This is a genomic window from Bradyrhizobium sediminis (genome assembly GCF_018736085.1).
Lineage (GTDB): Bacteria > Pseudomonadota > Alphaproteobacteria > Rhizobiales > Xanthobacteraceae > Bradyrhizobium > Bradyrhizobium sediminis.
This window is the reverse complement of record NZ_CP076134.1, coordinates 2,435,764-2,447,505: the sequence shown is the minus strand read 5'-3', so window position 1 is coordinate 2,447,505 and position 11,742 is coordinate 2,435,764. Positions and strand designations below refer to the sequence as shown.

Annotated in this window: 11 protein-coding genes and 2 tRNA genes; 4 read left to right on the top strand and 9 right to left on the bottom strand. The window is 64.1% G+C overall.

Going from position 1 to position 11,742, the window contains the following annotated elements; all coding sequences use genetic code 11:
- The first annotated feature begins 188 nt into the window (after positions 1–188).
- Entirely contained in the window at positions 189–860 is a 672-nt protein-coding gene (locus tag KMZ29_RS11730) for a TetR/AcrR family transcriptional regulator (RefSeq protein ID WP_215623813.1), read from the top strand.
- 52 nt (positions 861–912) lie between these two features.
- Here KMZ29_RS11730 and KMZ29_RS11725 read toward each other — a convergent pair whose 3' ends face one another.
- Positions 913–1,476, bottom strand: coding sequence for a TetR/AcrR family transcriptional regulator (locus KMZ29_RS11725; protein ID WP_215623812.1), 564 nt, complete (start codon positions 1,474–1,476; stop codon positions 913–915).
- Positions 1,477–1,642: 166 nt separating this feature from the next.
- Here KMZ29_RS11725 and KMZ29_RS11720 point away from each other — a divergent pair, with 166 nt between their 5' ends.
- Positions 1,643–2,710 carry a zinc-dependent alcohol dehydrogenase gene (locus KMZ29_RS11720; protein WP_215623811.1) on the top strand — a complete coding sequence of 356 codons (1,068 nt, stop codon included), beginning with the start codon at positions 1,643–1,645 and terminating at the stop codon, positions 2,708–2,710.
- A 3-nt stretch (positions 2,711–2,713) separates the two neighbouring features.
- A complete protein-coding gene (locus tag KMZ29_RS11715; RefSeq protein ID WP_249779901.1) occupies positions 2,714–3,217 on the top strand; it encodes a MaoC family dehydratase in 504 nt (167 codons plus the stop codon).
- Positions 3,218–3,234: 17 nt separating this feature from the next.
- Here KMZ29_RS11715 and bioB read toward each other — a convergent pair whose 3' ends face one another.
- The 6 genes from bioB to KMZ29_RS11685 all read right to left on the bottom strand — a co-directional run bounded on the left by bioB (position 3,235) and on the right by KMZ29_RS11685 (position 10,063).
- Positions 3,235–4,257, bottom strand: a complete 1,023-nt coding sequence (gene bioB / locus KMZ29_RS11710) for a biotin synthase BioB (protein WP_215623810.1) — start codon at positions 4,255–4,257, stop codon at positions 3,235–3,237.
- A 357-nt stretch (positions 4,258–4,614) separates the two neighbouring features.
- The gene (locus tag KMZ29_RS11705; protein WP_215623809.1) at positions 4,615–7,461 is read right to left on the bottom strand and encodes an autotransporter outer membrane beta-barrel domain-containing protein; all 2,847 of its coding nucleotides are present in this window, start codon (positions 7,459–7,461) and stop codon (positions 4,615–4,617) included.
- 209 nt (positions 7,462–7,670) lie between these two features.
- Positions 7,671–8,897, bottom strand: coding sequence for a CaiB/BaiF CoA transferase family protein (locus KMZ29_RS11700; RefSeq protein WP_215623808.1), 1,227 nt, complete (start codon positions 8,895–8,897; stop codon positions 7,671–7,673).
- A 184-nt stretch (positions 8,898–9,081) separates the two neighbouring features.
- Positions 9,082–9,155, bottom strand: a tRNA-Gly gene (locus KMZ29_RS11695).
- Positions 9,156–9,582: 427 nt separating this feature from the next.
- On the bottom strand, positions 9,583–9,822 hold the full coding sequence (locus tag KMZ29_RS11690; protein ID WP_215623807.1) for a hypothetical protein: 240 nt from the start codon (positions 9,820–9,822) through the stop codon (positions 9,583–9,585).
- 55 nt (positions 9,823–9,877) lie between these two features.
- A complete protein-coding gene (locus KMZ29_RS11685; protein ID WP_215606179.1) occupies positions 9,878–10,063 on the bottom strand; it encodes a hypothetical protein in 186 nt (61 codons plus the stop codon).
- A gap of 243 nt (positions 10,064–10,306) precedes the next feature.
- On the opposite strand from KMZ29_RS11685, the gene KMZ29_RS11680 reads away from it, so the two are divergent.
- Entirely contained in the window at positions 10,307–10,699 is a 393-nt protein-coding gene (locus tag KMZ29_RS11680; protein ID WP_215623806.1) for a YciI family protein, read from the top strand.
- 18 nt (positions 10,700–10,717) lie between these two features.
- On the opposite strand, the gene KMZ29_RS11675 is transcribed toward KMZ29_RS11680, so the two are convergent.
- On the bottom strand, positions 10,718–11,452 hold the full coding sequence (locus KMZ29_RS11675) for an FkbM family methyltransferase (RefSeq protein ID WP_215623805.1): 735 nt from the start codon (positions 11,450–11,452) through the stop codon (positions 10,718–10,720).
- Positions 11,453–11,590: 138 nt separating this feature from the next.
- A tRNA-Tyr gene (locus KMZ29_RS11670) sits at positions 11,591–11,676 on the bottom strand.
- Positions 11,677–11,742: the final 66 nt, after the last annotated feature.

Genomic DNA, 11,742 nt, shown 5'->3' with positions numbered 1-11,742 from the left:
GCGACTCATTACGAACAATGATTGACATTTCCGGCCCTTCAAACGATAGTTTCATACATACGTTTGAAATGCAAATCCAGACTTCTCGTCATTCCGGGGCAGCCCACAGGGCTGAACCCGGAATCTGGAGATTGTGAGATTCCGGGTTCGCGGCTGCGCCGCGCCCCGGAATGACGAAAGAGGAAGCCATGGCGTCGGATCAGACCAGAACCGCAATCCTCAGCGCCGCCGAGCGGCTTTACGCCGATCGCGGTTTCGGCGACGTCACGCTGCGCGACATCGTCGCCGCGGCGAACGTCAATCTGGCGGCGGTGAACTATCATTTCGGCTCCAAGGACGAGTTGATCGCCGAGCTGTTCGTGACCCGCAGCCTCGCCACCAACCGCGAGCGGCTCAACGAGCTGAAGGGCGCCGAGGAAAAAGGCGGCGGCCGCGCCGGCATCGAAGCCATCTTCCGCGCACTGGTCGGGCCGACGCTGCGCGGCTGCCTCGGTCCCGACCGCGAGGGCTCGACCGCGGCGCGCTTCATGATCCGCGCCTCGATCGAATCGGTGCCGCCGATCCGCCGCATCAAGAACCGCGAAGTCGATCACCTGCGGAAATTCGCCGCGGCGATGCGGCGTTCGCTGCCCGGCCGCGACGAGGTCGATCTCTATTGGGGACTGCACTTCGCGCTGGCGATGGCGCACCACACCATTCGCGAGCGGGAACGGCTGACCAAGCTGTCGGACGGCAAATGCGATCTCAACGACGTCCAGGGGATCATCGACCGGGTCGTGGCGATGTCGGTGATGGCGCTGACGGTGGGGGAGACGCAGGGCAAGGCGCCCGCGAAACTGCTGGCGCGGGACGCGCGGTAGCCGCGCGGCTTCGCCGGAGACGGAACCATCGTTGCCAGCGCCGAACGCTCGCTTACTTCGCGTGGGTGAACTGCGCGACGACGGCGTCGAACGGCGCTGCGGAGCGCATGGCGCGCGCGAGACTGCGCGCACCCTCGAGCGCGGCGATCAACGCCATCGCCCGCCGTTGCGCCGTTCCCGACGAACTGCTTGCCGCGAACACCTCGGCGATGGCCGCGGTCCAGGCTGCGAAGACCGCTGCCAGCGCATCCGCGAAATCGCGGTTCGAGGGCGCCAGTTCGTTTGCCAGATTCTGCGCCGCGCAGCCGATCCCCCAATCAGCCGCTTCCATTTCCTTCGCGATACCCTTGCAGAGAGCGCGAATGAAGCGATCAGGGTCGTTCTCGCAGCGCCCGGCCAGCTGACGCATCCCGGCTTCGGTGCGGGCCCCGTAGGCCTCGAGGACTTCGCGCGCAAGCTGCTCCTTGCCGTCGGGAAAATGAAAATAGAACGAGCCCTTGGGAGCGCCACTCTCTTCCAGAATCTGCGTGAGGCCGGTCGCCGCATAGCCTTGCGTGCGGAACAGGCGTTCCGCCGTTGCCAGCGCTTTCTGTCGGGCGTCGGTCGTCCTCGTCATTGCTGCGGCGCGTCTCTTGCGGTCAATCCGGAGCGGTGGTATAGGGCGATCACCATAGTATGGCAATCGCCATAGTAATTCGGAGAACCTCATGCCAGTTGTCACCATCCAAGTGCCCTCAGGCGCGCTCGATGCCGACAAGAAATCAGCCATAAAGGCCTGAACCATGCGCGAACTCGTCTTTCTAGGACCGCGCAAGCTTGAATGGCGCGAAGCCCCGGAACCGCGGATCGAGCATCCGGAGGACGCCATCGTTCGCCCGATCGCAGCCACAACCTGCGATCTCGATACGGCGATCATTCGTGGAACGACACCGTTCGAGGGCCCGTTCGCCATCGGCCATGAATGCGTCGCGGAAGTCGCCCATGTCGGCCCCGGCGCCACCCAATTCTATCGAGGGCAGCATGTCATCGTGAGCTGGCACATCTCCTGCGGACGCTGCCATCGCTGCGCCCGGCGGCAGCTGCCGAACACCTGTTCGCACTTTCCACGCGGCGCAGCCTTCGGCTCACCGGTCCAGGGGCCCTGGGGCGGGCTGTTCTCCGATCTGGTGCGCGTGCCTCATGCACCGGCGAGTCTGGTGCCGCTGCCCCCGGGCGTCGATCCGACGCATTGGGCCAGTCTGTCCGACAATATCCCGTTCGGCTACGAGCTGACCGTCCCGCATCTGTTGCGCAACCCGGGCGCCGACGTGTTGATCATGGGTGGTTGCGGGTCGGTTGCGCTCTACGCCGCCGCTTTTGCCCGCGCCGCCGGCGCCGGAGCGGTCGACTATATCGATACCGATCGCACCTGGCTCGACATCGCGACCAAACTCGGCGCGAACGCAATCGAAATGCCGCCACCGCGCCGGCACGGCAGCTACCCGATCACCGTCGACGCCAGCATGAACGCGGATTCCCTTCGCTGCGCCATCCGCTCCACCGAACCGGAAGGACAGTGTTCGAGCGTCGGCTGCCACTTCGGCGAAGTCGCAATACCAATGATGGAAATGTATGTCCGGGGCATCAATTTCTATACCGGCCGAGGCCAGGGTCGTCCGAACATCGAGAAAGCCATGGCCTTCGTCGATGCACGGCGCGTCAAGACCGAACTGGTCACCACGGAGGTGATGCCGTTCGACGCCGCGCCTGAAGTCCTGGCGCGAGGCTCCATGAAGCCCGTCCTGGTCCGGCCCCCCGTTTGCGGCCCGGAGGCGTGTGACATCACGCAACACAGCGGACGGATCGGTTAAGCCATGCACAAGACCCAGCAGACGATCCTGAGCGACGGCTATATGCCGCGGCCGCCGCTTTCGCTTTCGGATTACCGCGCAGCCATCGGGCGTGAAATCGGCCGATCCGATTGGGTCTTGATCGACCAGCCGATGATCGATGCGTTTGCCGCGCTTACCGGCGACAACCAGTATATCCATATCGATCCCGTCCGCGCCCGGGAAAGCCCGCTCGGGGGCACCGTCGCGCACGGTTTCCTGACGCTCGCGATCATCGGCGGGTTGGGGCCGAAGGTGATTCCGCCGATCGAAGGCACGAAGATCGGCTACAATTACGGCTTCAACAGCATCCGCCTGGTAACGCCGGTTCCTTCAGGTTCGCGGATCCGGGCCATCTTCATCGCGAAGGGGGCGGAACAGCGCGCCCCCGGACAGGTGACGCTGACGTTCGGCGTCACCGTCGAGATCGAACGCCGCATCAAGCCGGCGCTGGTCGCGGAATGGCTGACGCTGATGGTCTCGGAATAGACTGGTCGCCGCTTTGGCTAGACGATCTTCTGCACCTTCAGCGCTTCCACCTTCGCCTCGATGCCAAGACGGCGGAACAGCGCCGCATCATGGTCTTCTCCGGGATTACCGGCCGTCAGCAGCGTGTCGCCGACGAAAATCGAATTGGCGCCGGCAAAGAAGCACAAGGCCTGCATCTCGTCGGTCATGGCGGTGCGGCCCGCCGAGAGGCGAACATAGGATTTCGGCATCACGATGCGCGCCAGCGCGATGGTGCGGACAAACGCGATCGAGTCGATCGAACCGGCTTTCGCGAGCGGCGTGCCTTCGATCGGGATCAGCATATTGATCGGCACGCTTTCCGGCTGCTCCGGCAGGTTGGCCAGCGTCACCAACATATCGACGCGGTCAATCGGCTGTTCGCCCATGCCGACGATGCCGCCGCAACAAACCTTGATACCGGATTGCCGCACATGAGCCAACGTTTCCAAGCGGTCGGCAAAACTGTGCGTGGAGATGACCTTGCCGTAATGGCGTTCGGACGTATCGATGTTGTGGTTGTAATAATCCAGACCGGCCTTCCCCAGCCGCGCGGCCTGCCCGCTGTCGAGCATGCCGAGCGTCATGCAGGTCTCCATGCCAAGTGCCTTGACGCCCTCGACCATGGCGACGACGGCTTCCATGTCGCGATCCTTCGGGCTGCGCCATGCGGCGCCCATGCAATACCGGGTCGCGCCGGCGTCGCGGGCCTTGCGCGCCTCGGCAACGACGCGGTCCACCTCCATCAGCCTCGAAGCCTTGAGGCCGGAATCATGATGGGCCGACTGGCTGCAATAGCCGCAATCTTCGGGACAGCCCCCAGTCTTGATGCTGAGAAGCCGGCTGAGCTGTACCTTGTTGGGATCGAAGTGTCGGCGATGGACGGTCTGCGCCCGAAACAGCAGATCGTTGAAGGGCGCTTCATAAAGCGCCAAGGCCGCTTCCGTCGTCCAATGGCCGTGGACGTCGCCCTGTGCAGGCGCAGGCGACGGTGTCTGGTCCAGGCGCGATGCAAACGTCATATCCCCTCCCCAGGGAGCACAAGGCCGCAACGCGGCCGACCAAGGCGGGCTATGCCCGATCGCCGGTCCCGTCGCAATGCCTACCGTCTCCGGAGCTGAAGCGGGCTGAATTCCGCCCCGCGGACACATTTTCTTCTTCACGCGAATCGGCATCCGAGGGAATGCCGTTAGCTCCCCTGCCGCGCATTGCCGGAGCAGCGAGATCGGAAACGGGCTGTCATCCTCTTTCAGGAGGCGCATGAGTTCATTCCAATAGAGCCGCCGCCAGCGCGTGTTCAAGCTGGCGAGAAAATCGAGCTCGCCGGCGGTGAGGATCGACATGCGACGTCCTCCACCGGCCTGACCGCCAATCCTTCCCTACCAGCTCGCCTTCAGTGCTCCCATGCCGGAATAGCTCTGGCCAAGGTTGGAGAATTCGCCTGACACGCGCGCGGACACCTCCCACCCGCGGGTGATCGCAAGGCGCGATCCGAGATCGAGCCGCGCGGCATCGGAGGCGGCGCTTGCACCGGCGACGGTGAACGCCGGAACCGGCAAGCCGGTCAGCGAGGCCGTGATGGTGCGGGACGGCTTGAATTCGTGCACCCAGGCGGCATGCACGAACGGGGTCCAGATCATGCCGTTGCCGAGAGCGGTGTGGCCGTCGAACTTGACGCCGAGGAAGGCCGGCAACGAGTTGACCGCGCGCGCGGCATAGCTCAGCCCGAGCACGCCGGGTGCAGCACCGGCCGTGCTGGTTTCGGTATAGGCCGACTGCCACAGCCGCGCGGCCTGGATGGCGGCAAACGGCGTCGCCGAAATGAGGCCGAAGTCGTAGGCACGGCCGATCTCCAGCCGACCGCCGAACTGGTCGCTGGCGAACGAGCCCTGCGCGGTTTCGGTTGGTCCGACGCCGGCGATGGTTCGCGTCGTGCTGTTGTTGAAATGACTGTAGGCAATCTGTGCCGAAAGATAGCTGGCGCCGTATCGTTGCATCGCGTAGGCGCCGACATGGGCGCCTTCGAGCCTGCCTGACGTGGCACGATCGTCGACGGAGAAGGTCGCGCTCGACCCGCCGGCGGCGACGCCCACCAACAAATCGGGATTGACGAGACGATCGACGCCCATCGACCCGCCGGCGGCGCGATCGCTGAAGCTCGCGCTGCCGACACCAGCATTGCCCGAAAGCTGCTGCCCGGCCCCGAAGGCCGCGGCCCACACATTCCACTGCGGCTGCGCCATGACGGGCGCTTTCAGGGCGGCGAAGGCCGCCGCCGGACCGCGTGGCTCTTCCGCGGCGTAGCCGAGCGCGGCACCACCATTGACGCCGCCACGGCTGCCCGCGCGCCACGCCGCCATTTGGCTATCCATGGTCTGGCCGAACAGCGTGCCTGCGTTGAACGCGGTGTTCTGGGTGCCGCTGCTGCCTTCGCCGGAGAGCTGGTCGAGTACACGCAGCGAGCCCGCCTGCAACAGATTGCTATAGAAGGTCGCTGCAGCGCCGGTCAGCGCGGTCGAATAGCCGGCTTCGAGCGCGTTGCCGATCGAGCGCTGGTTGGCGGTCTCGCCCGCGACTGCGCCGAAGCCCTGGCGCGTCAGCGTCAGGTCGACCGAACCGGCGTTGTAGGTCGCAACCGCGTTGAAGAAGGCCGACGACGACGTGACGTTCGCGAACTGGCCTGCGACCGAGGTGCTGCTGACGAGGACGTCCTGATAGGTCGTCGTCGTCCCGTACAGTCCCGCCTGCAGCACCGCGCGCAAGGTGCCGTTGAGATTGGCCTGGTGCACCAAAAGGCTGTCATGAAGGCCGGTATTGCCGAGACGCAGTGACAGCGTGCCCGCGGCAGTCTGGGTGAACGTGCCGCTAAAGGTCAGATTGCCGGCCGTTAGCGCCGTCCCCGGATCGGTGATGGTGATCAGCCCGGCATTGATCAGGCTGTTGCCTGTCCCGTGGACCATCATCTGCCCATCCAGCGTGCCGTTGTTGGTGATGCTGGTTCCGGTTGTACCCAGGGAGACCAACGAATAGCCGTTGACCCCGCCGCGGACGATGCTGTTGTTGACGATCGTATTGTTCAGGCCACTGATGCCGACAGCGGTTCCCAAACCGCCAGTCGCACTGATCGTGCCGTTGTTGATCATCGTGTTGTCGTCGCCGACATCGACCCCCCTGCCAGAGTCGCCCGCCCCCGTGACGGTTCCGGTGTTGGTAAAATTGGCTCCGCTCATCAGCCAGACGCCCACTCCGTTGGTGCCAGTGCTGCCGCTGCCAACCGTGACGATGCCGGAATTCAGGATCGTGGTCCCCATGACGCCGGCGGCGATGCCGTAGGACCCCGTGCCGGTCAGGCTGATGGTGCCTGAATTCGTGACCGTGTGGCCGGTGCCGAGCAAGCTGAGGCCGACCGCGCCCGACCCCGTCGAGTTGATTGTCCCGGTGTTGGCGAGAACGTTGTTATTGCCGACAACGAACATGGCGACGGAATTGGAGCCGATCGTCATCATGCCGTTGTTCGTAAAGATGTTGTTGCCGAGGCCCTGAATGCCGATGCTGTTGTCGCCGACCGAGATGAGGCCCGAGTTCAGAACCGTGCCACCGCCGGCGGCGGTGACGTTGATACCGCTGCTATTCGTTCCACCCATCGCGATCGTGCCGGAATTGGTGATGCTGTTGTTGTCGCCGAGATCGCGGATGCCGATCGAATTGTCGCCGATCAGGCTGATGGTGCCGGAATTGAGGACCGTGTTGCCGGTGCCGACGATGGCCATGCCGAAACTGGTTTGAGCGGCCGAGCCGATCGTGCCGGCATTGGTGAAGGTGTTGTTGTTGCCGAAGGCGGCCATGCCGACGGCCGACGTACTCACGGTTATCGAACCGTTGTTGGTGAAGGTGTTGTTGTCGAATCCCAGCATCCCATAACCGCCGTTGCCGACGACGATGGCGCCGTTATTGATGGCGGTGTTGCCCGCGCCGAGATAGATGCCATTCTGGGCCGCGCCGAGCGTAATCAAGCCATCCGGCTGAACCGTCAGCGCAAGATTGTTCTCAACGCCGGTGCCGAAACCGGTAGCGCTGGCCCCGCTGCAGGTGACGGTGTTGCCTGACTGGAGACACGCAGCCATCGCCGGCGATCCCGCAAGCGCTGCGATCCCCGCAGCCAGCGGCGCGATGAATTTCGCCGATATCGTCTTCCTCGTCCGCGCGGCGCCATCGATCGGTTTCATTAATCATTCCCGGGTCTTGCGGCCAAAGCGGCCATCGCCGGCAAATTGACCCGAGAAAGCTCAACCGTCTTGGTCCTGCCGGAACGCGGACTCGTCCCATGCGGAACGATCGGCAGTTCCTGACCGGCTGTGATGTTTGCGCCACGGACGGCGCTGGTCGCCGAATGGCTGACGCTGATGGTCTCGGAATAGATTGGCTGCCGCTTTGGCTAGACAATCTTCTGCTGCTTCAGCGCTTCCACCTTCGCCTCGTCATACCCGATCGTCGCCAGCACATCCCTGGTGTCCGCGCCGAGCAGCGGCGGCGCGCGATATTGCTTCACCGGGGTGCCGGAGAAGGTGATGGCGTTGCGGATCAGCGACAGCGATTGCTCGAAGGGATGCTCGACCTTGACCTGCATGCCGCGCGAGCGGACGTGCGGATCGGCAAACACCTGCGAAAAATCGTTGATCGGCCCCGAGGGCACGCCGGCCTTCTCCAGTTCATCCAGCCAGTAGGCCACGGGCTTCTTCAGGAACAGCCCCGCGAAGATCGCCATGATCTCCTTGCCGTGCACGACGCGGTCGTTGTTCCTGAGGAATTTCGGATCGGTCGCAAGCTGCGGCTCGCCGAGCACGGCGCAGGTGCGCGCGAACTGCCCGTCATTGCCGACCACCAGCATCAATTCGCCGTCGGTGCAGCGGAACACGCCCGCGGGCATGCCGCCATTGCCCCAGGTGCCGCGCCGCGGCGGGGTCTGGCCGTTGACGAGGAAGATCTGCGCGTAATGCGACAGCGACGCGATCACGGTGTCGAACAGGCAGACGTCGACATGCTGCCCTTCCCCGCCATTGACCTTGCGATGATAAAGCGCCGAGAGAATGCCGATCGACGAGTTCATGCCGGTCATGTAGTCGACAATGGAGGGACCGACCTTCATCGGCCCGGCGCCGGGCTCGCCGTCGAGGTGGCCGGTGACGCTCATCAACCCGCCCATCGCCTGCAGGATCGCGTCGTAACCGGCGCGCGGCGCGTAAGGTCCGGTCTGCCCGAAGCCGGTCACCGAGCAATAGATGATGCCGGGGTTGATCGCCTTGATCGATTCGTAATCCAGTCTGTAGCGCTTGAGATCGCCGACCTTGTAATTCTCCATCATGACATCGCAGGATTTTGCCAGCTCGCGGACGATGTCCTGGCCTTCCTCGGTCGCGATGTTGACGGTGACCGATTTCTTGTTGCGGTTGGCGCAGAGATAGAACGAGTTGTTGTTGTTGTGCTGGCCGTCCGGGTCCTTCAGATAGGGCGGGCCGAAGGCGCGCGCGTCGTCGCCGCCGCCCGGCCGCTCGATCTTGATCACCTCGGCGCCGAGATCGGCCAGCATCTGCGCCGACAGCGGGCCTGCGAGCACGCGCGTCAGATCAAGGATTTTGATGCCTTGGAGTGGCAGAGCCGACATGAAACGTTCCTCCGAAATTTTTCGTCGTGTTACGGGAACGGTCTCCCGGCACTTTTCGAAGAGAGCGGATACACTATTTCCCTGGTGGCGAGCACTGCGCTGGCGGCATGCAGCTATCCGTCCCGCGGCCGCCATGCCCGGGCACGCATGCTCGCGCAAGGCGAGCGGCATCCCCTGACGGGATTGGAGCGGGTGAAGGGAATCGAACCCTCGTATTCAGCTTGGAAGGCTGCTGCTCTACCATTGAGCTACACCCGCGTATGGGGCGATCACCTAACACGCCATCGGACAAGCCTCAACTGCCCCTGCCCGGGTCCACCCCGGTAAAGCGGAGGCGGTTCCGCAGGCGGCCCTCGCCGGCCCGCCCCTTAACATCGGGTGATTCGCTCCTATACTTAGATTTCGATCAACAATGAAAGGAGGTGATCCAGTGTCTCTTACCAAGCGCTGTCACCTCGCTGGGATCGCCCGCTAAGCTTCCTTGAGGCTTGGCATCGGGGCGCTCTCAGCCCTGGACCAGCGAGCACAAAAGTCGGGCGCGACGGGAGCCATCCCGTCGCGCTTTTTTGTTGTCCGATCGTCATTCCGGGGCAGCCCCCCAGGGCTGAACCCGGAATCTCGAGATTCCCCGATGTGCAATTGCACATCTGAGGTTCGCGCTTCGCGCACCCCGGAATGACGACTCTCATTTCAGGTGCAGCACGCCGGCGGCGCACAGCCGGTGAATTCGTTCGCGAACGGAGAGCACCGCGATCGCCATGCCGACGGCCCAGGGCAGTACCGCTCCGTAGGGCTCGACGCTGAGCAGCAGCGCCAAAATGCTGGCCACCAGGCAGAGCAGCTTCGGCATTCCGCCCTGCCCCGCCAGCGAAAGCAGACATGGCAGCAACAGGACCAGCAGTTTGGCCATGGTGAGGGTCGCCATCTGAGTTCGCCTGACTTGGAGGGGGTTGGCGTCGGGAGATCCGGGATCGCGGCGATCAGAAGCCGAACCGGTTGAACGGGCGCGGGCCGCGGCGGCTTTCGACGATGCGCTCGCCGCCATTGCAGGCCGAGCTGCCGTAATAGCGGTGATGGCCAGTGACGTCGTGCCAGTCGCCTGCAGCCTGAGACGTGGCAGGAGCCCGCGCGCTATCGCTGATGATGGTGGCTGGCTTGCGTAACATGACCGTCTCCGTTTGAGGCTGCGCAATTGCGCGCGTTCTGCACCATCAGTCGTGGCGCCCATATCCTGCGTTCAAGCCGGTTCCGAACTATTGTGTTTCAGGAGTGTTTCGTCGGCAGCATGCCGGCGATCCCCGAATCGGCTGCCAACAGGCCCCGTGATCCTGCAAAATGCTGACTTGTCGGGATTCGCCGCGGCCAAACGTCCTGCGGTCGAACGCCATCCGGTAACGAAGGAGATGCCGATGCTTTATGCCATTCTGGCCTATCACGTGGAGACCGAGGTCATGTCCTGGACGCCGGAGGAGGACGCGGCTGTCATGACCAATCTGCATGAGGTCCACGACCGCCTCAATCAGCAGGGAAGCCTCGGGCCGGCGGCGCGGCTGGGCCCGACGCAGCGGGCGCTCACCTTGCGCGGCCCGGGCAAGGGAACGGTGCTCGACGGCCCGTTTGCCGAGACCAAGGAGCAGTTGCTGGGCTTCTACGTCGTCGACTGCGCCAGCGCCGAAGCGGCGGTCGAGGCCGCCCGCGACCTGCGCACCGCCAATCCCAGCGCGGTCTACGAGATCCGGCCCATCCCGCTCTATCTGCCGGGCGTCCCGTTCCCGGTGACGGAGGCGGCGGGCAGCGATTAGGCCGATGAGACCGCCGTATCAAGCCTTCCTGGCGAACACGAAATTGTTGCAGTAATCCCTGCTCTTCCAGAACCATTCGCCGTCGCGGCGCTGATGGATGGCGGCATCGAATTCGGACAGCGGACGAAGCTGGTCGCGGCAGATGAAGCTGCCGCGATAGCCGAGGCTCTCGAGCCAGGAAAAGACATCCCCGACAGTGCCGGGCGCAAGATGCCGGTTCTCGCACTCGAACACCAGTAGCGGCGCGTGCTGGCGCAGGATCCGCTCGGCGCCCTTCAAGACGCCGAGCTCGGCGCCCTCGACATCGATCTTGAGCAGCGTGACCTTGTCGCGCGCCTCGAAATAATCGTCGAGCGCCACCACCGACACCGACAGCGTCGTGAAGCTTTCCGCCTCCACCGCCTTGTGGGTGAGCGAAGCGCCCGGCGAATGGCCCGCGGGCACGAACAGGTCCTGCGCACCGGAACGCGCATAGACCGCCCTGGCCTCGACCGTGACATTGGCGAGCTTCATTGCGCCGCAGACCGCCGCAAGCCGCTCGGCGAATTGCGGCTGCGGCTCGAACGCGATCACCCGGCCGTTGCGGACCCAGCGCGACAGCCACCAGACAAAACTGCCCTTGTTGGCGCCGATGTCGCAGACAATATCGCCCGGCCGGACATGCCGGCGGATGATCTCGAATTCGCAACTCTGATCGCGGAACCGAGCCTTCAGCCCCCGCACCAGAAATCGCGCAATCTCGGTGAAGGGCATCCGGGTTCGGGAGCTAGAGGATTCTCGGGGACGCTAATCGCGGCGGTACAGAATGGCTTGCCGAGCCGTAGCGCGCTACACGCCCGCCTGCGCCCAAAGGGCTTCGGCGCGGCAGCCTTCTCGCTCGCGCGCGAAGGCTGGTGGGGGAAGAAGGACTCGAACCTTCGAAGTCATAAGACGGCTGATTTACAGTCAGCTCCCTTTGCCACTCGGGACACTCCCCCGCTCAACAACATCAATAGCTTACCCGCCGAAATGGCGACAGGAAGGCCGTCGATGGCGTTAAGACC